Annotated in this window: 22 protein-coding genes, 4 tRNA genes and 1 pseudogene; 22 read left to right on the forward strand and 5 right to left on the reverse strand. The window is 67.3% G+C overall.

What is annotated here, in order from left to right; genetic code table 11:
- Positions 1–85: 85 nt before the first annotated feature.
- The 11 genes and pseudogenes from infA to ACWIDZ_RS11645 all read left to right on the forward strand — a co-directional run.
- Positions 86–304, forward strand: a complete 219-nt coding sequence (gene infA, locus ACWIDZ_RS11595) for a translation initiation factor IF-1 (RefSeq protein ID WP_003164348.1) — start codon at positions 86–88, stop codon at positions 302–304.
- A gap of 8 nt (positions 305–312) precedes the next feature.
- The gene (locus tag ACWIDZ_RS11600; protein WP_312219580.1) at positions 313–912 is read left to right on the forward strand and encodes a Maf family protein; all 600 of its coding nucleotides are present in this window, start codon (positions 313–315) and stop codon (positions 910–912) included.
- Positions 912–1,922, forward strand: a complete 1,011-nt coding sequence (locus tag ACWIDZ_RS11605; protein WP_453989242.1) for a ribonuclease E/G — start codon at positions 912–914, stop codon at positions 1,920–1,922. Before ACWIDZ_RS11600 ends, ACWIDZ_RS11605 begins: the two co-directional genes overlap by 1 nt.
- 3 nt (positions 1,923–1,925) lie before the next feature.
- A complete protein-coding gene (locus ACWIDZ_RS11610; protein ID WP_291783050.1) occupies positions 1,926–2,090 on the forward strand; it encodes a DNA gyrase inhibitor YacG in 165 nt (54 codons plus the stop codon).
- 63 nt (positions 2,091–2,153) lie between these two features.
- Positions 2,154–2,229 (forward strand) — tRNA-Phe (locus tag ACWIDZ_RS11615).
- Between the two features lie 430 nt (positions 2,230–2,659).
- Positions 2,660–3,577, forward strand: a complete 918-nt coding sequence (locus ACWIDZ_RS11620) for a MotA/TolQ/ExbB proton channel family protein (protein ID WP_291783047.1) — start codon at positions 2,660–2,662, stop codon at positions 3,575–3,577.
- 5 nt (positions 3,578–3,582) lie between these two features.
- Positions 3,583–4,014, forward strand: coding sequence for an ExbD/TolR family protein (locus ACWIDZ_RS11625; RefSeq protein WP_291783045.1), 432 nt, complete (start codon positions 3,583–3,585; stop codon positions 4,012–4,014).
- Between the two features lie 19 nt (positions 4,015–4,033).
- Positions 4,034–4,747 (forward strand): energy transducer TonB, encoded by a 714-nt coding sequence (locus tag ACWIDZ_RS11630; protein ID WP_312219321.1) that lies wholly within the window; start codon positions 4,034–4,036, stop codon positions 4,745–4,747.
- A gap of 240 nt (positions 4,748–4,987) precedes the next feature.
- On the forward strand, positions 4,988–5,746 hold the full coding sequence (locus ACWIDZ_RS11635) for a M48 family metallopeptidase (RefSeq protein ID WP_453989244.1): 759 nt from the start codon (positions 4,988–4,990) through the stop codon (positions 5,744–5,746).
- Positions 5,747–5,839: 93 nt separating this feature from the next.
- Positions 5,840–5,916: transfer RNA gene (locus ACWIDZ_RS11640), tRNA-His, on the forward strand.
- A gap of 46 nt (positions 5,917–5,962) precedes the next feature.
- A pseudogene (locus ACWIDZ_RS11645) lies at positions 5,963–6,361 on the forward strand (methyltransferase domain-containing protein); the annotation flags it as partial.
- A 229-nt stretch (positions 6,362–6,590) separates the two neighbouring features.
- Here ACWIDZ_RS11645 and ACWIDZ_RS11650 read toward each other — a convergent pair.
- On the reverse strand, positions 6,591–8,462 hold the full coding sequence (locus ACWIDZ_RS11650; RefSeq protein ID WP_453989245.1) for a patatin-like phospholipase family protein: 1,872 nt from the start codon (positions 8,460–8,462) through the stop codon (positions 6,591–6,593).
- 80 nt (positions 8,463–8,542) lie between these two features.
- Here ACWIDZ_RS11650 and ACWIDZ_RS11655 point away from each other — a divergent pair, with 80 nt between their 5' ends.
- The 3 genes from ACWIDZ_RS11655 to ACWIDZ_RS11665 all read left to right on the forward strand — a co-directional run bounded on the left by ACWIDZ_RS11655 (position 8,543) and on the right by ACWIDZ_RS11665 (position 13,246).
- Positions 8,543–10,135 (forward strand): carboxyl transferase domain-containing protein, encoded by a 1,593-nt coding sequence (locus tag ACWIDZ_RS11655; protein ID WP_453989246.1) that lies wholly within the window; start codon positions 8,543–8,545, stop codon positions 10,133–10,135.
- Positions 10,136–10,333: 198 nt separating this feature from the next.
- A complete protein-coding gene (locus ACWIDZ_RS11660) occupies positions 10,334–11,236 on the forward strand; it encodes an enoyl-CoA hydratase-related protein (RefSeq protein WP_453989247.1) in 903 nt (300 codons plus the stop codon).
- Positions 11,237–11,245: 9 nt separating this feature from the next.
- Entirely contained in the window at positions 11,246–13,246 is a 2,001-nt protein-coding gene (locus ACWIDZ_RS11665) for an acetyl/propionyl/methylcrotonyl-CoA carboxylase subunit alpha (RefSeq protein ID WP_453989248.1), read from the forward strand.
- 36 nt (positions 13,247–13,282) lie between these two features.
- On the opposite strand, the gene ACWIDZ_RS11670 is transcribed toward ACWIDZ_RS11665, so the two are convergent.
- Positions 13,283–13,579 (reverse strand): putative quinol monooxygenase, encoded by a 297-nt coding sequence (locus ACWIDZ_RS11670; protein WP_453989249.1) that lies wholly within the window; start codon positions 13,577–13,579, stop codon positions 13,283–13,285.
- A gap of 161 nt (positions 13,580–13,740) precedes the next feature.
- Between ACWIDZ_RS11670 and ACWIDZ_RS11675 the strand changes: the two genes are divergently transcribed.
- From ACWIDZ_RS11675 to metG, 3 genes are all read left to right on the forward strand, one after another.
- Entirely contained in the window at positions 13,741–14,136 is a 396-nt protein-coding gene (locus ACWIDZ_RS11675) for a DUF1489 family protein (RefSeq protein WP_312219314.1), read from the forward strand.
- Between the two features lie 63 nt (positions 14,137–14,199).
- Positions 14,200–15,567 (forward strand): MATE family efflux transporter, encoded by a 1,368-nt coding sequence (locus ACWIDZ_RS11680; protein WP_453989250.1) that lies wholly within the window; start codon positions 14,200–14,202, stop codon positions 15,565–15,567.
- Positions 15,568–15,645: 78 nt separating this feature from the next.
- Entirely contained in the window at positions 15,646–17,355 is a 1,710-nt protein-coding gene (gene metG / locus ACWIDZ_RS11685; protein WP_453989251.1) for a methionine--tRNA ligase, read from the forward strand.
- Between the two features lie 57 nt (positions 17,356–17,412).
- Here the strand turns inward: metG and ACWIDZ_RS11690 are convergent, their stop codons facing one another.
- Both ACWIDZ_RS11690 and rlmB read right to left on the reverse strand, forming a co-directional pair.
- Entirely contained in the window at positions 17,413–18,267 is an 855-nt protein-coding gene (locus ACWIDZ_RS11690; protein ID WP_453989252.1) for a TerC family protein, read from the reverse strand.
- Between the two features lie 71 nt (positions 18,268–18,338).
- Positions 18,339–19,217: a 23S rRNA (guanosine(2251)-2'-O)-methyltransferase RlmB gene (gene rlmB / locus ACWIDZ_RS11695; protein WP_291783005.1), complete on the reverse strand. Its 879-nt coding sequence runs from the start codon at positions 19,215–19,217 to the stop codon at positions 18,339–18,341.
- Positions 19,218–19,364: 147 nt separating this feature from the next.
- Here rlmB and ACWIDZ_RS11700 point away from each other — a divergent pair.
- From ACWIDZ_RS11700 to tuf, 3 genes are all read left to right on the forward strand, one after another.
- Positions 19,365–19,448: transfer RNA gene (locus ACWIDZ_RS11700), tRNA-Tyr, on the forward strand.
- A gap of 96 nt (positions 19,449–19,544) precedes the next feature.
- Positions 19,545–19,618: transfer RNA gene (locus tag ACWIDZ_RS11705), tRNA-Gly, on the forward strand.
- Between the two features lie 60 nt (positions 19,619–19,678).
- Complete coding sequence (tuf, locus tag ACWIDZ_RS11710; protein ID WP_338578415.1) at positions 19,679–20,869, forward strand: elongation factor Tu; 1,191 nt, start codon at positions 19,679–19,681, stop codon at positions 20,867–20,869.
- Positions 20,870–20,955: 86 nt separating this feature from the next.
- Here tuf and ACWIDZ_RS11715 read toward each other — a convergent pair whose 3' ends face one another.
- Entirely contained in the window at positions 20,956–21,120 is a 165-nt protein-coding gene (locus ACWIDZ_RS11715) for a hypothetical protein (RefSeq protein WP_453989253.1), read from the reverse strand.
- 147 nt (positions 21,121–21,267) lie between these two features.
- On the opposite strand from ACWIDZ_RS11715, the gene ACWIDZ_RS11720 reads away from it, so the two are divergent.
- Together ACWIDZ_RS11720 and ACWIDZ_RS11725 are read left to right on the forward strand one after the other, a co-directional pair.
- Positions 21,268–22,425, forward strand: coding sequence for a GNAT family N-acetyltransferase (locus ACWIDZ_RS11720; protein ID WP_453989254.1), 1,158 nt, complete (start codon positions 21,268–21,270; stop codon positions 22,423–22,425).
- 13 nt (positions 22,426–22,438) lie between these two features.
- Positions 22,439–23,365, forward strand: a complete 927-nt coding sequence (locus ACWIDZ_RS11725; protein WP_453989255.1) for a transcriptional regulator — start codon at positions 22,439–22,441, stop codon at positions 23,363–23,365.
- Positions 23,366–23,451: the final 86 nt, after the last annotated feature.

Consider the following 23,451-nt stretch of genomic DNA (forward strand, 5'->3'; position numbering starts at 1 on the left):
GTGCATTAGGCGCCCTCACTTTCACGGCTCGCGCTCACGCCCGGCGCGGGCCCGCAGTCGTATTCACACGGGCGAGAGAGGCCGCATGGCTAAGGAAGAACTGCTGGAGTTCCCCGGCGTGGTCAGCGAATTGCTGCCGAACGCGACGTTTCGCGTGACGCTGGAAAACGATCACGAGATCATCGCCCACACTGCGGGTAAGATGCGCAAGAACCGCATCCGGGTGCTGGCCGGCGACAAGGTGCTGGTCGAGATGACGCCCTATGACCTGACCAAGGGTCGCATCACCTATCGCTTCAAGTAAGGACGCGCGTGTCGCGTCCTGACGCTTCGGCTCCGAGGCTGATTCTGGCCTCGTCGAGCCCGCGCCGCATCGAATTGCTGGCGCAGATCGGCATCGCGCCCGATCTGGTGGATCCCGCCGATATCGACGAAACGCCGCTGAAGGCCGAGGCGCCCGCGCGCCTGGCCCAGCGCCTGGCCTGTTCCAAGGCTGCGGTCGTGGCCGAGCGCCATCCCGATGATGTCGTCTTGGCCGCCGATACGGTGGTGGCCGTGGGCCGTCGCCTGCTGGAGAAGCCGGCCGATGAGGCCGAGGCGATCCGCTTTCTGGAACTGCTGTCCGGGCGCAATCATCGCGTCTTCACCGGCGTGGCCGTGATCCGCAGCGGACGCGTCTCCTGGCGCGTGGTCGAGACCCGCGTCAGCTTCAAGCCCCTCTCCCGGGACGAGATCGCCGCCTATGTCGCCTCGGGCGAATGGCGGGGCAAGGCCGGAGGCTATGGCATCCAGGGGCGGGCCGCCGCCTTTGTCAGCCGAATCGTCGGCAGCCATCCCGCGGTCATGGGCCTGCCGCTCTATGAGGCGGCGAATCTTCTGCGCGGCTCCGGCTGGCGGGCCGAGGCGGCCTGATGGCCGATGTCGAGGTCTTCCTGGACGCGGCTCCGGGCGAGACTCGGGGCATGGTCTTCCGCGATGGGCGCGCCTGCGCCCTCATTATACATAGAGACGACGACCGGCCCGAACATCGCCTGGGCGCGCGCGTCGTCGGCCGGGCGGCGCGTCTGGCGCCGGGGCTGCGCGGCGCCTTCATCGACCTGGGCGGCGGCGAGCCGCTCGGCTTCCTGCCGCTGGGCAAGGCGGATCGCCTGTCCGAAGGCGCCAAGCTCGAGCTTGAGGTCACGGCCGAGCCGCGCGAGCGCAAGGGGCCGGTTCTGCGCCGCCTGGGCGAGGCGAGCGGCGAGCCGCGCCTGCTGGAGGCTGGTCCCGACGTCGCCGCCGTCCTCAACATGCTGGCGCCGGGCGTGACGCCCGTGACGGGCGCCGAGGCCATCCGGGCGGCGCTGCAGGCCGAAGAAGAGGCTCTGGCCGCCGGAATGACCGTGCCCGAACTCGGCCTGGACCTGGCGGTGGAGCGGACCCGCGCCCTGATCGCGGTCGACATCGATTACGCCCCGGTCGCCGGCCGTGACTCCCGCAAGGGGCGAGAGGCGGTCAATCGCGAGGGGCTGCGTCAGGCGGCGCGGCTGCTGGCGCTGAAAGGGTGGGGCGGCTTGATCGCGATCGATCTGGTCGGCGTCGGCCTGCACCCGGAGACCACCTTGTCCATGGCGCGTCAGGCGTTCGCGCACCGTCACGGCGCGGCGATCGGGCCTCTCAGCCGGTTCGGCCTGCTGCAGCTGTCCTTGCCGTGGGAGCATACGCCCGCGGATGAACGACTCGCTGCGTCGGGAGCGCGGGAAATCGGCGCCCTGCGTCGCCTGCGTCTCGCCCTGCTGACGGATCGGGCGACGCCGCGTCTGGCCTTGCGTTGCAGTCCGGTGTCAGCGGCGATCCTGTCGCCGTGGGTGGCGGACCTGGGTCCGCGCGCCCACATCATCCCCGACGCCGCGCCGGGCGTGTTTGAGATCGAGGAGGGCTGACGCATGGCCCAGTGCCCCATTTGCCGTCGCGCCGAAGCGGTCGCCGCCTACAAGCCCTTCTGCTCCAAGCGTTGCGCCGACGTTGATCTGCAGCGCTGGTTCAGCGGCGGCTACGCCATTCCGGCTGAAGAGGCGCACGATGATGAAAAAGATCGTGGAATTGAGTGAATTGGCGTCTGGACAGCCCGTCCGGGCTCGCCTATAGAGCCGCCTCTCGCGACGCAAAGCGACGCCTGGATAGCTCAGTTGGTAGAGCAGCGGATTGAAAATCCGCGTGTCGGTGGTTCGAATCCGCCTCCAGGCACCACTTTCCCCTTGAATGATGATTATTCGCCTCGGCCTTGAAAAAGCCGAAAAATCGTCATGGGCCTAAACTTTCCTTAACATTCTGGCGCGCGGCACTGATGTTGCCGTTTTATGGCATACTCATGCAATATTTGTGCGCGCATGACGTCGAGGCGCGAGTCCGGGGGTGAAAAGCTATTTTCCGCCCTTGACGCTCCGATAGGCGTTCGTCAAAGGGACTTAACCGCATTCTTGCTTGCAGGCTGTGGACGGGGGGGTATGGTTCCATCGCTCCAGTCTGCAAGGCATCCCCGGATGTTTCGCAAGAATGAGGCGCCGACCGGCGGGGGAGAAATTCCGGCGGGAGGAAAATTTCACGGTAAAGGCCCAGCCGACTGACGCGGTTGGGACTTGGGTTCCACGAGTCAGACCAAAGCAGGAACTGGCGAAACATGCTCGATAGCAAGAAGACGAATATCCTCCTCGCAATGGCCGGCGCCGCCGTCCTGATGGCGAGCTCGCCGGTTCTGGCGCAGGACGCGGCCGCACCGGCCGCCCCGGCCGCCGCTTCGGCCCCCGCTGCTGACGCCGCCGCTCCGGCCGCCGACGCTGCTGCACCGGCGGCTGACGCCGCTGCTGAAGAAGCCGCTCCCGCTGAAGAGGCCGCTGCCGGCCACGGCGGCGCGGGCCTCACCCCGATCGCCATGTTTATGATGGCGCACCCGGTGGTTAAGGTCGTGATGGCCGGTCTGGTCCTCGCCTCGATCTTCTCCTGGACGCTGCTGCTCATCAAACTGGTTGAGTTCAGCTCGCTGAACAAGAAGACCAACCGCTTCCTGGAAGAGTACCGCGGCGCTCGCAACCTGGCTGACATCCGTCGCCTGGCCACCTCGGAAGAGTTCGACGGCAACCCGCTGGCCGACATGGCTGCTGCGGCGACCGGCGAAATCGAACTGTCGCGTCAAGCCGGCCTGGACGTCACCGGCGTTCACCGCGACTCCACCGTCGCCCGCGCGGGCAACGCCATCGGCGCCGTCCAAGGCGGCCTGGGCATCCGCCTCTCGGGCGGTCAGCAGTTCCTGGCTTCGGTCGGTTCGTCGGGTCCGTTCATCGGTCTGTTCGGCACCGTGTACGGCATCATGAACTCGTTCATCGGCATCGCCGAGTCGAACACCACCAACCTGGCCGTCGTGGCTCCGGGTATCGCTGAAGCCCTGCTGGCTACCGGCATCGGTCTGTTCGCGGCTATCCCGGCGGTTATCTTCTATAACTACTTCAACACCCGCATCGCTTCGTACGGCGCTCGCGCTGACGGCTTCAACGCCGAGCTGATGAACTCGATCTCGCGTCAACTCGACAAGGGAGCGTAAGACGGATGGCCGCCAAACTTTCCGGTTCCGGCGGCGGCAAGTACACCGTCGAGGCGAACAGCGATATCAATGTCACGCCTTTCGTGGACATTATGCTTGTTCTCCTCATCATCTTCATGGTGGCGGCTCCGCTCGCCACCGTGTCGGTGCCGGTGACACTTCCACGCGCCGTCGCTCCGCCGGCTCCTAATCCGCCCAAGCCTGTCTTCATCTCCATCCAGAATGGCGGCGAAGTTTGGATTGGCGACTTCAGGAGCTCTGTGGGCTCGTTAGGCGATGATCTGAAGATCCAGATCGGAACGCGTGACCCTGAGCAGGAGCGGATCTTCATCCGCGCTGACCAGCAGACGCGTTACGGGGACTTCATGCAGGTCATGAACGCCTTGCAGGATAATGGTTTCTACAGTGTCGCCCTGGTTGGCGAAGATCATTCGTAAGGGGGCGTGACTCAAAAGCATGACTGCTGAACCTCACGAGCACCGCGACCCTCTGCTCGATGCGCCCAGAAAGAAGAAACTTTCTACGGGTGCAATGGTCGGGATCGCCATCTCGGTGATCGTCCACGTCCTGGCGGGTGTCTACCTGTACAAGAGCAAGTTTGAGCTCCAAGAGTTCGACTATGTGGATGAGGCCGTGGATGTGGAGCTGATGGCTCCGCCTCCGCCTCCGCCTCCTCCGCCGCCTCCGCCACCTCCGCCGGACACGCCTCCGCCGCCGAAGCTTCAGGTGCGCGAGCCGGTCGTCAACACCCAGGCGCCTCCGCCTCCGGTGACCTTGCCGATCGAGCCGACGAAGAAGGAAGACCGCGTCGAATACACGGGCCCGCCCGTGATCGTCCCGGGTCCTCCGCCTCCGCCGGCGCCGCCCGCGCCGCCGCGTCCTTCGGTGATCACCAACCCGCAGTGGGCTCGCCCGCCGCGCCCGACCGAACGGGACTTCCCGCAACGCGCTCTTGATCGCGGCGTGGGCGGATCCGCCACCATCGAGTGCACGGTGACCCCGAATGGTCGTCCTGAAGGTTGCCGCGTCGTCTCGGAAGAGCCGTCCGGCATGGGCTTCGGCGCCGCAGCCATCCGTATCGTCCAGCGTGGGCAGCTTTCGCCCCGTACGGTCGACGGCGCTGCAACGAACGCCAAGTTCGTGGTCCGGGTGCCGTTCAACCTGGACTAAGCGAGCGATCGCACTGAACGAAAAGAAGCGCCTCGAGGTTTCACCTCGGGGCGCTTTTTTCATGGGCTATAGGTTCAAGCGTGCGCGGTCTCGGACGCGCAGCCGGGCGCACGATTTACGGTGAGGGTTCCCTTCGTGCGGGATCCGACCAGGGACCAGGCGCAGCCCTTTGCTCACTGAGGCATGGAGCCAGTCGAGCCAGCCGTGCATTATGGCGGTGAAGTCATTTCCGGAGGTCCGATGTCTCGTAAACCGCTCTTGCTCGCCCTCGCGATCACCACCACCGTTCTTGGCGCGGGCGTCGGGGCCTGCGCCTATAATGAGGCCCTGGGCCGAAGCCAGTTCGTCTTCGTTGACGACAATGCGCTGATCCAGCAATCGCAGGCCGCCTGGGCCGAGACGCTGCGGACGCAGAAGGTGTCGAACAACGCGACGCAGAACGCGCGAGTGCGCCGCGTCGGCGACCGCATCGTTCAGGCGGCCAATCTGACCAATCGCCCCTGGGATTATGCGGTGTTCGAGGATTCGACGCCCAACGCCTTCGTTCTGCCGTCGGGCCACATCGGGGTGACGACGGGCCTGCTGGGCATGGCCAGTAACGATGACCAACTGGCCGCCGTGATCGGCCATGAGGTCGGTCACGTCGTCGCAAGGCACGCGGCCGAGCGCGCATCGACGACGCAGACGGCGGGCCTCGTGCTGGGCGCGGTGCAGAGCCAGGCGGGCGACTACGGCCAGGCCGTGCAGGCGTTCGGCGGCCTCGGCGCGCAACTGGGCGTGCTGCTGCCCTTCTCGCGCAGCCATGAGCTCGAGGCGGATCGGCTGGGCGTCGATTACATGGCGGCGGCCGGCTACAAGCCGTCCGAGTCGCTGGCCCTGTGGCGCGCCATGGCGGCGGGTCGACAGTCGGGAACGCCGGAGTTCGCCTCGACCCACCCCTCGGATCAGACCCGGATCGCCCAGTTGCAGCAGTACATCGCCAGCCGCGGCTGGAACTGACGGGGATAAAACGCAAAATCCTGCGCGAGGGCGAAAAGGCCGCTTGCCCCCGGCGGCGAGGCCCGCTAGAGAACCGCCCTCGCGCAGAGATGTGCAGCCTTAGCTCAGCTGGTTAGAGCGCCGGTTTGTGGAGCCGGAGGTCCTCAGTTCGATCCTGAGAGGCTGTACCATTCTCCCTCGAATCGCTTCGGCGATCAGACAGGGAGAATATCGACGATGACGTCGCCGGCGTGGGACCCCCAGCAATACAATCGCTTCGAACGCCAGCGCGATCGCGCGGCCATCGACCTGCTGTCGCATCTGCCGGATGACCTGACGCCGCGAGAGGTCTGGGACATCGGTTGCGGCGCGGGACAGCATGCGGCTCTGCTGAAGCGGCGCTGGCCTGAGGCGCGGGTCCATGGGCTGGATTCCAGCGCGGCCATGCTGGAGCAGGCGCGCGGCCTGCCGGATGACGTGGATTGGGTGCTGGGCGATCTCAAGACCTGGGCGCCGGACGCGCCCGTCGATCTGATCCTGGCCAACGCCTCCCTGCAGTGGGCGCCCGACCATGAGAAGCTGTTCCGACGGCTGGCTGAGGCCCTGGCGCCGGGCGGCGTGCTGGCGGTGCAGATGCCCATGGCCTGGGAGACGCGGCATCATACCCTGATGCGCCAGACGGCGGCGGACGGGCCGTGGAGCGCGAGGTTGAAGGGCGTCGACACCATTCAACCGCTGCTGGCGGCGGAGGCCTATTATGACGCGGTGGCGGATCGGTGCGAGGAGGTCGACATCTGGTCGACGACCTATCTGCATGTTCTGGATGGCGAGAACGCCGTGCTGGAATGGATGAAGGGCACAGCCCTCAGGCCTTATCTGACCGCGCTTTCCGAAGACCCAGCCAACCGCGACGCCTTCCTGGCGCGCCTGGGCCAGGGTCTTGAAGAGGCGTTTCCACGACGTCCTGAGGGAAGGACTCTTCTGCCATTTCCTCGACTATTTCTCCTGGCGCGCCGGAGCGGCGCCGCCGGTGCAGGGTCTCGACCGGGCCGTTGAGGCTGTCCAGAGCCGCCTGGGCGGCCTCGTAGCCGGCGGCGACGGCGGGCGCATAGGCCTTCCAGTCGCGGATATCGACGCCGTCGGGCGTGGGCAGGATCAGCAGGTCCGTCTCGGCGCGAGCCTGCATCCGCTCGGCCTCGCTGGACAGGGTGGCAGAGCGCATCAGGATGGAGACGATCGGCGGGCCGTGCTTCCAGGCTCCGGACAGAATCCAGCGCCACCAGGAGGGAGGATTCTCCAGCGTCTCGGGATCGACCCCGCGCGTCGTGGACACGTCGACGCCGACGACCGGACCGCTGTTCAGCCGCCGCATGACGTCGCTGGGGAAGTTGCGCAGCACGGCGCCGTCGACCAGCACCTGGCCGTTCATCACCACGGGCGGCATGACGCCGGGAATGGAGATGGAGGCGCGCAGGGCGTGACGCAGCGTGCCCTCGCGATGCACCTCCAGCTTGCCCGAGGTCAGATTGGTCGAGACGGCGAAGAAGGGCAGCAGCATGTCCTCCATCTGCACGTCGCCGAAGGCCTCCTTCATCAGCGCCTTGACCTTGCGGGCGTGGGTCATGGCGATGATGGGCGGAGCGATGTCGGCCAAGGGATCGGACAGGACGAAGGCCTGGCGGATGTGGTGCTCCAGCTCCTCGTCGGACCAGCCTAGCGCCGGGCCCGCGCCGATGACGGCCCCCATGGAGGCGCCGCCGATGAAGTCTATGGGCGTGCCCGCTTCGCGCAGGGCCTTCAGCGCGCCGATGTGGGCGTAGGCGCGCGCACCGCCGCCCGACAGCACCACCCCGACGGAGGAGCCGGTGATCAGGCGGGCGATCCGCGCCGTATCGTCGAACAGGCCCTCAACCGCGTGGAACCAGCGACCGGGCTTCAGCACATCCAGCCAGGCGCGGGTGTTGCTGGGCCGCGGCATCCTTGGATCGCGCAGCAGGATAAGGTCGGTGCGTTGCCCGGCGTCGTCCCAGTCGTCGGCAACGGGCGGGGCAGGGGGCGGCGAATGGTCGGCGGCGCCGACCAGGAACAACCGATCCACCTGGCGCGCGCACAGGGCGGCCCAGTTCGGCTCATCCGCCTCGGCGACATAGAGGACGTAGTCGTGGGCGTCCTCGACGCGCGAGAACCATTCGGCGGCGGACGCCAGGGCCGAACTGTCGATGACGTGGCAGGTGGCGCCCTGGGCCTCGACCGCGCGCGCGACGCGTTCGACGAAGGCGCGGATGGGCTTTTCGCGCGCGGAAACGAAGCCGAAGACGTTTGGTTCGGTCCCGCCGCCGCGCTCGCGGGCGCGGGTCAGCATGATCTGGCCCAGTTCGGACATCAGTAGGGGATCATTGCGTGCGGCGTCGAAGAAGGCGTCGCGCGGCAGCGCCAACACGTCGCTGTCGCGCAGGGCGACGACGTCCGACATGTGCGAGGTGCCCGCCAGCATGGCCAGTTCGCCGACCGGCTCGCCCGGCTTGATGACGGCCGTCATCTGGGGAACGCGGCCGTCGTCTCGACGGAAGACGCCCAGACGCCCGGCGCGCAGCAGATACAGGGTGTCGGCCCGGTCGCCGGCCGAGAACAGCCGCTCGCCTCGCGTCAGGGCGAACCAACTGGCGCGGCTGTCGCGCGCGTCCTCGAAGGCGCGGGACAGGGCGACGGCGAGCGTGTCCGGTCGAAGCGGGGCCATGACAGGCAGATATAGCCGATTTCGTCGCGGGGGAACCGAACCGGCTTCCCCCCGGCGCGGAAGCCTCCTAAACCTTGGGCATGCCCAAGCTGATTTCCGCCGTCGATCGCAACAGTCCTGCTTTCAAAACGCTGGATGCGCACAATCGCGCCCTGCGGGACGCGCTTTATGAAAAGGTCGCCAAGGCGGCGCGGGGCGGCTCGGACGCCAGCCGCGAGCGCCATGTGGCGCGCGGAAAGCTGTTGCCGCGCGAGCGGGTCGAGCGCCTGCTGGACCCCGGTTCGCCCTTCCTGGAGGTCGGCCAACTGGCCGCTAACGGCATGTATCGGGACGAGGCGCCGGGCGCGGGCATGATCTGCGGCGTCGGCCGAGTGTCGGGCCGCGAGGTCATGATCGTCGCCAACGACCCGACGGTGAAGGGCGGCGCCTACTTCCCGATGACGGTGAAGAAGCACCTGCGGGCGCAGGAGATCGCCGAGCAGAACAATCTGCCGTGCGTCTATCTGGTCGATTCCGGCGGGGCCAACCTGCCGCACCAGGCCGAGGTCTTTCCGGATCGCGACCATTTCGGCCGCATCTTCTTCAACCAGGCGCGGATGAGCGCCAAGGCCATCCCGCAGATCGCCTGCGTCATGGGCAGTTGCACGGCGGGCGGCGCCTATGTGCCGGCCATGTCGGACGAGACGGTGATCGTGCGCAATCAGGGCACCATCTTCCTGGCCGGGCCGCCGCTGGTGAAGGCTGCAACCGGCGAGGTCATCTCGGCCGAGGAGCTGGGCGGGGCCGAGACCCACGGCCGCAAGTCCGGCGTCGTCGACCATGTGGCTGAGAACGACGAGCACGCGCTGGAGATCGTTCGGTCCATCGTCGCCCATCTGAACACCACCAAGCCCCAGCCGCTGGACGTGCGCGAGCCGCGCGCCCCGGCCTACGATCCGGCCGAGCTGTACGGCATCATCCCCGAGGACGTCCGCGCTCCCTATGACGTGCGCGAGGTCATCGCCCGCATTGTCGACGGCTCGGAGATGGACGAGTTCAAGGCGCTGTACGGCACGTCGCTGGTCTGCGGCTTCGCCCGCATCTGGGGCATGCCGGTCGCCATCCTGGCCAACAACGGCGTGCTGTTCTCCGAGAGCGCCCAGAAGGGCGCGCACTTCGTCGAACTGGCCTGCAAGCGCAAGATCCCGCTGCTGTTCCTGCAGAACATCTCGGGCTTCATGGTCGGCGGCAAATACGAAGCCGAGGGCATCGCCAAGCACGGCGCCAAGCTGGTCACGGCGGTCGCCTCGGCTGAGGTTCCCAAGTTCACCGTCCTGATCGGCGGGTCGTTCGGGGCCGGCAACTACGGCATGTGCGGACGCGCCTACAGCCCGCGCTTCCTGTTCACCTGGCCGAACAGCCGCATCAGCGTGATGGGCGGCGAGCAGGCCGCAAGCGTCCTGGCCACCGTCCACCGCGACGCGGATACGTGGACGCCGGAAGAGGCCGAGGCCTTCAAGGCGCCGATCCGTCAGAAGTACGAGGACGAGGGCAACCCCTATTACGCCACGGCCCGTCTGTGGGACGACGGCGTCATCGACCCGGCCCAGACCCGCGACGTGCTGGGCCTGGCCATCAGCGCCAGCCTGAACGCTCCGATCCCCGAAACGACTTTCGGCGTGTTCAGGATGTAGTTTTTCCTTCTCCCCTTGTGGGAGAAGGTGTCATGCGGAGCATGACGGATGAGGGGTTGAACGCCCTGTCCGTCACGCTCCTGGAGCTCGCGATTTCAGTGTTGCGAGACCCCTCATCCGACCCGCTGCGCGGGCCACCTTCTCCCACAGGGGGAGAAGGAAGACGTTTCAGGCGTTCAAAGCTTGAAGGAGCCCCTCATGACTGACCAGAAGCCGACCGAAGAAGAGCTGAACGCTCTGGACATCACTGACGCAGAGGCGGCGGAGATGAACGCCATCGCCCATCCCTTCGTCGCCGATCCGGCGCCGGATGCGAACGACGACCTGGTGCAGATCGACGCCACGGCCGACGGGGTGGTCTTCGTCACCATCAATCGGCCGCAGAAGAAGAACGCCTTCGACGCGGCCACCATCGCCGCCCTGTATGAGGCGTTCGAGACCCTGCACGGCGCCGACAAGGTGCGCGTGGTCTTCATTCGCGGCGCGGGCGGGACGTTCAGCGCGGGCGCCGACCTGAACTGGATGCGTGACGCCGCCGACTGGTCCGAAAGCGACAACCGCGACGACGCCATGGGGCTGGCGAAGATGCTGAAGGCCCTGCACGACGTGCCGGCGCTGACGGTGGCTCTGGTCGAGGGCGCCGCCATGGGCGGCGGGGCGGGCATCGTCGCCGCCTGCGACATGGCCGTGGCTGTCGAGGGGGCGCGCTTCGCCTTTTCCGAGGTCAAGCTGGGCCTGATCCCGGCGACCATCGCACCCTATGTCATCGAGGCGGTCGGCGCGCGGCGCGCGCGCCAGCTGTTCCTGACGGCCAACATCTTCGACGCCGACTACGCCGCCCATGCGGGGCTGATCGACATGGTCCTGCCCGAAGGCTCGGTGGACGAGTTCATCTCCATGCTGACGGACAGCCTGTCGGCCAATGCGCCGGGCGCCATGGGCGACGCCAAGCGTCTGGTGAACGATGTGGCGGGAGAGGAGATCGACAATCGCCTGCTGGAGGAGACCGCCAAGCGCATTGCCCGTGCTCGCGTCTCGGCCGAGGGCCAGGAAGGCGTCCGGGCGTTTCTGGACAAGCGCGCGCCGAGCTGGGCGCAATAAGGTAGTCTGATGTTCAAGTCCGTCCTGGTCGCCAATCGCGGCGAGATCGCCTGCCGCGTCTTCCGCACCGCCCGCCGCATGGGCCTGCGCACCATCGCCGTCTATTCCGAGGCCGATGCCAACGCCCTGCACGTGCGCGAGGCGGACGAGGCGGTGCTGATCGGTCCGGCGGCGGCGCGCGACTCCTATCTGGATGCGGCCAAGGTGCTGGCGGCGGCCAAGGCGACGGGGGCGGAGGCTATCCACCCTGGCTATGGCTTCCTGTCCGAGAACGCCGACTTCGCCGAGGCCGTGGCGGCGGCGGGCATCGTCTGGATCGGCCCCAAGCCGTCCTCGATCCGCGCCATGGGTCTGAAGGACGCGGCGAAGAAGCTGATGATCGAGGCGGGCGTGCCCGTCACCCCCGGCTATCAGGGCGAGGACCAGTCGCTGGAGACGCTGAGCGCCGAAGCGAACCGCATCGGCTTCCCGGTCCTGATCAAGGCGGTCGCGGGCGGCGGCGGCAAGGGGATGCGCAAGGTCGACCGCGCCGAGGACTTCGCTGAAAATCTGGCCTCGGCGCAGCGCGAGGGGCAGTCGTCCTTCGGCGACCCGCGCGTCCTGATCGAGAGCTACATCACCCGCCCGCGCCACATCGAGGTGCAGGTCTTCGGCGACAGTCACGGCGAGGTCGTCCACCTGCATGAACGCGACTGCTCGCTGCAACGCCGCCACCAGAAGGTGATCGAAGAGGCCCCGGCGCCGGGCATGGATCAGGCCACGCGCGACGCCGTCACCGCCGCCGCCGTGCGCGCCGCCAGGGCCGTCAACTATCAGGGCGCAGGCACCATCGAGTTCATCGCCGACGCCTCCGACGGGCTGAAGGCTGACCGCATCTGGTTCATGGAAATGAACACCCGACTGCAGGTTGAACATCCGGTGACCGAGGCCATCACCGGCGTCGATCTGGTTGAATGGCAACTGCGCGTCGCGGCGGGGCAGCCGATCCCGCTGGCGCAGGAAGACATCCCGATGAAGGGCTGGGCGATGGAGGCCCGCCTCTACGCCGAAGACCCGGCCAACGGCTTCCTGCCGTCCATCGGGCGGCTGGATCACCTCGTCATGCCCGACGACATCCGCGTCGACACCGGCGTGATGCAGGGCGGCGAGGTCAGCCAGTTCTACGACCCGATGATCGCCAAGCTGATCGTTCACGAAGACAGCCGCGAAGCCGCCGCCGCCCGCCTGGCCGACGCCTGCCGCGAGGTCGAGGTCTGGCCGGTCCGCACCAACGCGGGCTTCATGGCGCGCTGTCTGGATCACCCGCGCTTTGTCGAAGGCGACGTGGACACGGGCTTCATCGCGGCCGAAGAGGGGACGCTGATCGCCTCGGCTCAGGTTTCCGCCCGCGCCCTGGCCGCTGCGGCCGGACAAATCGGGCTGGAAGCGGACGCCGCCGCCTTCGACGCGCCGGACAATGTGCTGGCCCCGGCCCGCGCGGGGCTGTTCGGTTTCCGCCTGAACGCGGCGCCCCAGGCGCATACGGCGGTTCATCATGACGGCGCGGCCCACGCCCTGACCCTGACCGGCGAGCCGGGCTGGTACGGCCGTTCGTCCAGCTTCACCGTGAGCGGCGAACTCGGCTCGGCCCAGATCTATGGCGAGCCGGGCGTGGTTGTGGTCGACGGCGAGGTGGTCAGCACCCTGTCGCCTGACGCCGGGCGGGTTCTGGTGTTCGACGACGGCGACGTGGTCGAGTTCCACCGCCGCAAATCCAGCGGACCGGCGGGCGGCGCCGCCTCCGACGGAGCCTTGCGCGCGCCCATGCCCGGCAAGATCGTCGCCGCGCCCGCCAAGGCCGGGGACAAGGTAGCCAAGGGCCAGCCGGTCGTGGTGCTGGAGGCCATGAAGATGGAGCACGCCCTGACCGCGCCCTTCGACGGCGTGGTGGCTGAGTTCAACGTCGCCGTCGGCGATCAGGTCACGGACGGCGCGGTTCTGGCCGTGGTCAAGGCGGCGGAGGCTGCCTGAACGCGCTCATCCGTGGAGCTGAGCGGGCTGCACGGGTCAGCGAGGGAGGCCCGCTCCGCCCAGCGGCTCTGTTTCGGTCCGGCTGCCGAAACCGGCGATCAGCGGGCGGCCCTTGGCGATGGCGGCCTGCACCGCGGGCAGTTGCAACGAGGCGCTGTGGCTGTCTCGACTGTCCCACACTTCGGTGATCCACAGGGTGTCGGCGTCCGTCGAATCGCGCGCCACCACATAGTTTAAGCAGCCCGGCATTTCGGCGGTCCCTTCCAGAAGAATGGCGGCCAGGGCGTCGCGCTGGCCGGGCTGGGCCTTTATCTGGCCGATGAGTCCGTACATTGGGGGGTCTCCAAATGTTGGCTGGGCTGCCGTCATGGCGGCGAGGCCCAGGCCTGCGGCGATGATTTGACGGCGGTCGAGGCTCATGAAGCGCAGCATGGCGCCGTTCGAGCGGAATGTCCGCCATGACGTCGCCGGTCATCTGATGCTAGAGGCCCCTCATGTCCCTGCACATGATCAAGCTCTGCGTCGGCGTGTCGGAAGTCGAGACGCTGGAGGCGAACGCCGCCCGGTCCGACTGGCGCATCGTCCACACCCGCATGACGCCCAAACGCGCGGCCGAGATCGAGGACGGCGGTTCGCTGTACTGGGTGATGAAGGGCGTGGTGACTTGCCGTCAGCGCATCCTCGACATCACCACCATCGGCGAGGGCAAGGCCAGTCGCTGCGAGATCAAGCTGGACAGCCAGGTCATCCGCACGGCGCCTCTGGCCCGGCGCCCCTTCCAGGGCTGGCGTTATTTCGAGAAGGACGTGCCGCCCGACCTGTCGATCGCCGAGCCGACGGATCTGCCGCCGGACCTGGCGCGCGAACTGCGCGAGCTGGGCGCCTGGTAGGCGCCTGAAACGGCCGGAAAATCATTTGACCCGCGCCCGCGCGCGTGGCTGTTGCGGCCTCCGATGGTCCAGTCCCTGTTCAGCTTCCATAATCGCGCCACCCTGTCCGAGCTGCTGAAGCTGGCATGGCCGGTCGTGCTGGCGCGTCTGGGCATCATGACCATGGGGCTGACCGACGCCATCGTCGTCGGCCACTACGCCAGCCGCGAGCTGGCCTATCACTCCCTGGCCTGGGCGCCGTCTTCGGTCATGCTGACGACTGCGGTCGGTCTGATGATGGGGGTGCAGGTCATGACCGCCCGGCTGCTGGGCGAGGGACGAGGCGACGAGGTGGGGGCGGTGCTGCGGCGCGGCATGACCTACGCCCTGCAGATCGGCTTCATCGCCATGATCGGCCTGTTGTTGCTGGGGCCCTTCGGCCTGGTGCACATGGGGCTGGAGGACGGCCTGGGCGAGGGCGCGACGCCCGCCCTGATGGTCTTCGCCCTGTCGATGCCGGCCTATCTGATCTCGGTGTGCGCCCAGTTCTTCCTTGAAGGCCTGCACCGGCCCAAGGCGGGCATGGTCGCCATGTGGGTGGCCAATGCGGTCAATCTGGCGCTGAACCTCCTGCTGGTGCCGGACCTGCTGGGCATCGGTCTGCACGGCGCCGTGGCCTCGGCCTGGGCGACGTTCGGCGCGCGCACGGCGCTGGCGCTCTTTCTGGTGATCTTCATCCTGCGCCTGCCCGAGGCGCGGGCCTGGGGCGTGTTCAACAAGCCCAGGCGCGACAAGGCGGTCGAGAGGCAGCAGATGCGCGTCGGTCTGGGCGCGGGCGCGTCCAACTTCATCGAGGTGGGCGCCTTCGCGGCCATGACCCTGTTCGCCGGTCAGCTGGGCGCGGCGGAAACCGCCAGTTGGGCCGTGGTCATCAACGTTTCCGCCATCGTCTTCATGGTGCCCATGGGCCTGTCGTCCGCGACGGCGGTCCTGGTCGGCCGCAGCTATGGCGGCGGCGACAAGGCGGGGGTCATGCGAGGCGGGCTGGCGGGCGTCGGCGTGGTGACGGTGCTGGCCTTCATCATCGCCGTCGGTCTGTGGCTGACCGCGCCGATGGTGGTCAGCGCCTATACGACCGACCCAGCGATTCTGGCCATCGCGGCGCCGGCGCTGGTGCTGGCGACCCTGTTCTTCGTCGCGGACGCCCAGCAGGTGGTCGCAGCTCAGGCCAATCGCGCGGCGGGAGACGTGGTGTGGCCGACGCTGATGCACCTGCTGTCCTATGGCCTGATCATGATCCCGCTGGGCTGGTTCCTGGCGCACAGGATCGGCGTGGACGGCCTGGTCTGGGCCGTGATCGTCGCCAGCCTGATCTCGGGCGCTCTTCTGACCGGGCGGTTTGTGCGGATCGCGCGGCGATTGCCCCCGGCAAAGGCGACGTCTGTCTTATAAGACACTTGGCCCATAAAAGGTGACGTTCGGGTCTGCGCCCTCTATATCCGACGCCTCCCTGTCAGACGTTGGAAGACCATGGCCCGCATCCTCATCACCTCGGCGCTGCCCTATATCAACGGCATCAAGCACCTTGGGAATCTGGCCGGGTCGATGCTGCCCGCCGATGTGTGGGCGCGCTTCATGCGGGCGAGAGGCCATGACGTCCTCTATGTGTGCGCCACCGACGAGCACGGCACCCCAGCCGAACTGGCCGCCGCCGCCGCCGGTCAGGACGTCCGCACCTATTGCGACGAACAGCATGAGGTTCAGAAGAAGGCCGCTGACGCCTTCAGCCTGTCGTTCGACATATTCGGCCGCAGTTCCAACGCCCCGAACACCCGCCTGACCCAGCACTTCGCCAAGGTTCTGGAGGAGCGCGGCCTGATCGAGGAGCGCGTCGACCGGATGATCTATTCGATCGACGACGCCCGCTTCCTGCCCGACCGCTACGTCGAGGGCACCTGCCCGCACTGCGGCTATGAGAAGGCGCGGGGCGACCAGTGCGACAACTGCGGCCGCCTGCTGGATCCGACCGATCTGATCAATCCCTATTCGGCGGTGTCGGGCAGCCGCAACCTGGAGGTCCGCGACACGCGCCACCTCTATCTGCTGCAGACCAAGATCGCCGATGAAGTGCGGGGTTGGGTCGACGCCCGCTCGCCCCAGTGGCAGCCGCTGGCCCGCTCCATCGCCTACAAGCATCTTGACGAGGGCCTGATCGATCGCGGCATCACCCGCGACCTGAAATGGGGCGTGCCGGTCGTCGGTCCCGACGGCGGTCCGCGTCCGGGCATGGAGGGCAAGGTCTTCTACGTCTGGTTCGACGCCCCCATCGAATACATCGGCGCGACCGAGGAATGGGCCGAGAAGACGGGCGGGAACTGGCGTTCCTGGTGGCGTCTGGACGAGGGGGCGGACGATGTTCGCTACGTCCAGTTCATGGGCAAGGATAACGTCGCCTTCCACACGGTCAGCTTCCCTTCGACCCTCCTGGGCTCGGGCGAACCGTGGAAGACGGTCGATCAGCTGAAAGCCTTCAACTGGCTGAACTGGTACGGCGGCAAGTTCTCAACCAGCATGGGCCGAGGCGTCTTCATGGACCAGGCGCTGGAGTTGCTGCCCGCTGACTACTGGCGCTGGCACCTGACGGCCTATGGTCCGGAACATTCCGACGCGGCCTTCACCTGGGAGCAGTTCCAGTCGACGACGAACAAGGATCTGGCCGACGTGCTGGGCAACTTCGTCAACCGCATCGTCAAGTTCACGGAATCCAAGTTCGACGGCGTCGTGCCCGAGGGCGGCGAACCGGGCGCGCTGGAAGAAAAACTGGCGGCCGACGTCAAGGCCGCGCTGGCGACCCTGACCTATGAGTTCGAGGCCATGGAGTTCCGCAAGGCGGCTCAGGCGGCCCGCGCCCTGTGGGTGCTGGGCAATGAGTATCTGCAGGAAGCCGCTCCCTGGACGGCGCTGAAGACGGACCGCGAGCGCGCCGCCGTCGTGGTGCGCACGGCCCTCGGCCTGGTGGCTCTGTTCGCCCGCGTCACGGCGCCCTTTATGCCTGAAGCGGCCGGACGTATCGCGGCCACGGTCGGCGCGACGGATCTGTCCTGGCCGGACGTGGAAGGCGATCTGCTGAACACGCTGCCGGTCGGCCAGGCCGTGGCTTCGGCCCATGTGCTGTTCGCCAAGATCGAGGACGCCCAGGTCGCCGAATGGACCGAGCGCTTCGGCGGCGCCGAAAGCTAGGGTCGCGCCAGGCGTAGAAGTGGAGAAGGCCCGGAGTGATCCGGGCCTTTCGTGTTGCTAGGAGGCGGGTGTCGAAGGTTCGACCGTTTGCGGCGGCGGATCGCGTCGCTCGCGACCGCCGGGCAAGGCGTGGGGCGTGTGGGAATCGGCGCCCTTGCCGGTATGCTTCATATGCTTGGCCTGTTCTTCGGCGCTGATGGCGAGGAAGGCGGGGGCCGAGGCGTTGAAGGCGTCGGCATGGCCGGTGCGCACGATGACCGAGCGCCCGCCGTCCCAGATCATGTGCAGGGCGACGTACAGGACGATGGCCAGACCCACATAGGCGATCCAGCGGTAGCGGTTCAGCAGCTTGGCGATGAAGGTGGCGGCCAGGCCCATCAGGGCGATGGACAGGATCAGGCCAAACACCATGATCCACGGGTGTTCGTGACTGGCGCCGGCCACGGCCAGGACATTGTCCAGGCTCATGGTCAGGTCGGCGATCATGATCTGTATCAGGGCGGCGCCGAAGGTCTTGCGCTTCAGGCCCAGCTCTTCGGGAGAGGGGCCGCCGCCATTCTCCATGGCCATGGCGCGCTCGATTTCGGCTTCGGCTTCGGCCTGGTCGTGCGTGGCCTGCTCACGCAGTTCGCGCCACATCTTCCAGCACACCCACAGAAGCAGGAAGCCGCCCGCCAGAAGCAAGCCGACGATGGCCAGAAGCTGAACGGTGATCAGCGCCAGGCCGATGCGCAGGACCACGGCGACGGCCAGGCCGACCAGGATGGCCTTGCGGCGTTGCTCCTGGGGCAGTGCGGCGGCGGCCAGGCCCACGGCCACGGCGTTGTCGCCCGCCAGGACGAGGTCGATCATCAGCACCTTGCCGAGGGCGGAGGCCTGACTGATCAGTTCGGGATTGGAGAGGAAGTCCATGCCGGACTCATAAGGCCCGACCGGACCCGCGCCAAGTCGCCGCAGGGCGAGTTGACGCGGGGGCCCGATTCCTAGGCTGCGCGTCCCTGGGCGCGGGCCGCTTCATACAGGGCGATGGCGGCGGCGTTGGAGACGTTCAGGCTCTCGAAGCCGCCGGGCATGGGGATACGGGCCATCGCTTCGCAGTGCTCGGCCACCAGGCGACGCACCCCGTCGCCTTCGGAGCCCATGACGATGACGGTCGGGCGGGCGTCCAGCGCCTGCTCCAGCGTCAGGTCCGAACCGCCGTCCATGCCGATGGCGCGCCAGCCGTGGTCGGCCAGCTTCTCAAGGGCGCGGCTGAGATTCGTCACGCGGGCGCACGGCAGGCGCTCGGTCGCGCCGGCGGAGGCCTTGGCCAGGGCGCCGGCCAGGGCGGGGGAGTGACGGTCCTGCACGACGATGCCGCGCGCGCCGAAGGCCAGGGCCGACCGGAAGATGGCGCCGACGTTCTGAGGGTCGGTCAGCTGATCCAGCATGACGATGACGCCTTGCGCCGGTTCGGCCAGGTCTTCCAGAGCGACGCCTTCCAGCGGCTGGACCTTGAAGGCCATGCCCTGGTGCACGGCACCGGCCGGCAGCATCCGGCCCAGGGCGAGCGAATCGACAACCTCGATTCGGTGCCCGTTGGCCAGATTCTCGCGCTGGATCTCCTCGGCCCGGTCTTCCGTGACCATCAGACGGCCGGTTCCACGGCGCGCGGGATTCGCCAAAGCGGCCAGAACCGGATGGCGTCCCCAAAGAAAATTATCGGCGTCCGGGCGCGAACGGGCCGGCCGTCGCTCTGCATCGCCTGCGCCGCGTCCTTGCGGGGCGGGTGTTTGAGCCCGATTTGGGCGTGCTTCGTCCCTCTTGTGGAAAGATTGTTTTTTACCGGTTTTCCGGTCGTTGCGTTCTCGAAATGACGACACTATAAGACGGCCTCCGATTTGGGCCCCAGGGCTTTCGGTTCAGGCGCTTCCTCTACTGCAGGCGTCGCCCGACAGCGAAGGCTTTCGTCGCGAATGATCGAAAGATTGTTCACGGCGTTTCCAGACCGGCATTGACATAGGCGCGCTGGGGGAATGTCCCGAGCGGCAAAGGGGGCGGACTGTAAATCCGCTGCGTAAGCTTCGCAGGTTCGAGTCCTGCTTCCCCCACCACGCGCCTCCAATGCCCGACGGGCCGGGAGTCCAGATAGGAATCGGGTGCGGAACCGTCGCTCTTCATTTGAAGGGCGGTGCAACCGCATTCTTCGTGCGGGTATAGCACAATGGTAGTGCAGCAGCCTTCCAAGCTGAATACGCGGGTTCGATTCCCGCTACCCGCTCCAGGTTTTATGAACTGAGCACAGCGCCCCTCCGTTCCGGACCCGGGCCACAGGAGTTTGGCCATGGCCAAGGAAAAGTTCGAACGCACGAAGCCGCACGTGAACATCGGCACGATCGGTCACGTTGACCACGGCAAGACGACGCTGACGGCGGCGATCTCGATGACGCTGTCGAAGGCCGGCGGCGGCAAGGCGATGAACTACGCCGACATCGACAACGCGCCGGAAGAGAAGGCGCGCGGGATCACGATCAACACGTCGCACGTGGAATATGAGACGGCGAACCGTCACTACGCGCACGTGGACTGCCCGGGCCACGCCGACTACGTGAAGAACATGATCACGGGCGCGGCTCAGATGGACGGCGCGATCCTGGTTTGCTCGGCCGCCGACGGCCCGATGCCGCAGACGCGCGAGCACATCCTGCTGTCGCGTCAGGTCGGCGTTCCGGCGCTGGTGGTGTTCCTGAACAAGGTCGACATGGTCGACGACGAGGAACTGCTGGAGCTGGTCGAGATGGAAGTGCGCGAGCTGCTGAGCTCGTACCAGTTCCCGGGCGACGACATTCCGGTGATCAAGGGCTCGGCCCTGGCCGCGGTGGAAGACCGCGACCCGCAGATCGGCGCCGAGCGCGTTCTGGAGCTGATGGCGGCGGTCGACAGCTACATCCCGCAGCCGGAACGTCCGATCGACATGCCGTTCCTGATGCCGGTGGAAGACGTGTTCTCGATCTCGGGCCGCGGCACCGTGGTGACGGGTCGTGTCGAGCGCGGCATCGTCAAGGTCGGTGAGGAAGTCGAAATCGTCGGCATCCGTCCGGTCCAGAAGACGACCTGCACGGGCGTGGAAATGTTCCGCAAGCTGCTGGACCAGGGCCAGGCCGGCGACAACGTGGGCGTGCTGCTGCGCGGCACCAAGCGTGAAGACGTCGAGCGCGGCCAGGTGCTGTGCAAGCCGGGTTCGATCACCCCGCACACGAAGTTCGTGGCCGAGGCCTACATCCTGAACAAGGAAGAAGGCGGCCGTCACACGCCGTTCTTCACGAACTACCGCCCGCAGTTCTACTTCCGCACGACGGACGTGACCGGCATCGTGCGCCTGAAGGAAGGCGTCGAGATGATCATGCCGGGCGACAACGCCGAGCTGGACGTCGAGCTGATCACGCCGATCGCGATGGAAGAGAAGCTGCGCTTCGCCATCCGTGAAGGCGGCCGCACCGTCGGCGCCGGCGTCGTGGCCAAGATCGTCGAGTAATCGATGAGCGGCCCCTGAGGCCGCACAGTAAGAGTAGCGTAAGCGTACAGAGCGGCCCTCGGAGCGATCCGGGGGCCGTTTTGCATTCAGTCGTTCGGCGCGCCGGTCGCGGGATCGGTGTCGGTGCGGCCTGAGTTGCTGCTGCCCTTGGCGTCCTTGGGCTCGGTGGCGGGGCGCGGCGGACTGCCGGGCTTGTCGGGGCGCTGGTTCTCGTTCTCGGTTTCGCGGGATTTGGGGCGTGGCGTCGTCATGGGGACCTCCTGAGGAAGACAATGCGGCGGGCGCCGTGAGGCTCCGATCTTTCGCAAAGAGGCCGGACGCTAACCCGGCCTCAAGGGCTTGGCTCTATCAGGCCCGACTGGAACGGGACTTGCTGTGATCGTTCTGAAGGGAGCGTCATGTCGGGACCATTATCAGTTGAAATCCGCAGCCTGGCCGACCTGTCGGCTGAGGAGGGCGCGCAATGGAACGATTGGGCGCGGGCAGATGCTGATCTGAGCAGCCCCTATTTCCGCTGGGAGTTCTCGCGCACGGCCGGGGCGATCTGTCCCGGCGCCGCGCTGGCTGTCTTCAAACGGGACGGTCGGGTGGTCGGCTACTATCCGCATCAGCGCCGGGGCGGGACGGTCCAGCCCCTGGCCGCGCCGATGAACGACTATCACGGGGTCATCGGCCCGCGCGACGACAAGCCTTCGATGCAGGAAGCGGCCGTCCTGATCGGCGCTCCGCGTTTCGCCGCCGCCGCGTGGATCGGCGAGGCTCCGCAAGCGATGCCGCGCAACCACAGCGTGGTCTCCATCGTGCCTGACGAAGGCGGCTTCGACGCCTGGTACGCTCGGCGACGGAAGGCCTTTCCGAAATACTTCAAGGACAAGGAGCGGTCGCGGCGAGGGCTGAACGGCGCCTTCAAGACGGTTGAGATCGAAATCGGCCTGCATGATCACGCCCTGCTGGAACGCCTGATCATCGAAAAGAGCGAACAGTATCGCCGCACCGGCCATCACGACATCTTCGCCTGCGGCTGGACGGGCCAGGTGCTGCACGCCCTGATGGACAGCGAGGGCGAAGACGGCTTCGGCGCCTCGATGGCGGTGCTGCGTGTCGATGGACGGGTCGTGGCGATGGAGTATTCCATGCACGCGGGGCGTCATTTCCACCTGTGGTTCCCAGTCTACAACCAGGAGGTCGCGCGCTGGTCGCCGGGCATCGTGCTGACCCAGGAGACGATCCGGCTGGGCGCCGAGCGCGGCTACCGAGTCTTCGACTACGGCGTGGGCGTGGGCGGCAACTACAAGAAATACTATGATGACGGCGGCCTGGCGACCGTCGAGGGCGTTGTGGCGCGGCCGGGGCCAGGCAGGGCGCTGTGCGCGACGACGAGCGCCGCCCTGGGCGTGCTGGGCTCCGCGCGGGCGGAGCGTTTGCGCACGAGTACGCGGCGTCGCTGGTCCGTGGTCGAGGCCTGTGAGACGAGCTTGGCCGGTCGGGCCTCGGGCGCGCTGCGCGCCGCCGCCGACATGGTGCGGAAACAGAAGGCGGCCGGCGGGGCCGATTGAGGAGGAAAGCGGAATGACGGCTTCCATGACGCGCTATGCGGGCCCGATCACCCAGGCGGAGGTGCATCCTCACGCCCTGGTCGCCGACGGTTTCGCCGAGGATCAGGCTCTGGCCGAGGTGCTGGACCGCTATCCGGCCGACCTGTTCGACATCAACCTGTACGACTACGACGACGAGGGACAGGTCAGCCTGCGCACCGGCGCGCGGGGCCGGTTGAACGGGGCCGAACTGCTGGAGGCGATCCAGCAGGGCCGCCTGTGGGTCAACATGCGCAAGGTCGAGCAGGGCTGGCCCGAACTGTGGCGCGCGGCCATGGTCGACTTCGAGCGCATCCTGGGCGGCTATGGGTTGAAGGCGGCCAGCGCCAGCGGTCAGCTCATCCTGTCCTCGCCCAAGGCGCGGGTGCCCTATCACTTCGACGCGGGCGGCGTGGTGCTGTTGCACATGCGCGGTCGCAAGCGCCTGTTCGTCTATCCGGGCGACGAGGCCCACCTGCCCGAGCGCAGCATGGAGCAGGTCGTCACCCGCCAGACCACCGAGGAGATTCCCTATCGCCGCGCCTTCGAGGACGACGCCCGCATCGTCGATCTGGAGCCGGGGCAGGCGCTGACCTGGCCCTTCTACGCCCCGCACCGGGTGGAGAACCTGGACCGTTTCTGCGTCTCCCTGTCGGTGGAGTTCCAGAGCTGGCCTTCGCGCATCCGCAACGGGGCGCTCTACACCAACGCCTTCCTGCGCAGCCGGGGAGGGGAGCCGCGCACGACGGACCGCATGAGCCAGCCGGAATTGGCCGCGCGCTGGGCGGCTTCGGTGGCGCTGAAGCGGGCCGGGCTGATGAAGAGCCGCATCGCCGCCTTTGAGCGAGATTTCGAGCCCGCCGTCGGGGCGACGGACGGGGCGGCGGCCCTGCCGAACCGCGTCGACACCCCTGCAGGCTGAACCGGGCCTTAGGTTAAAAGGGGTTCATGACCTCGATTTAAACTGACTTTGCGGCGGGCGGCCCTCAGTCTTCCCTGGACACAGAG

This window comes from Brevundimonas sp. NPDC055311, from assembly GCF_053645695.1.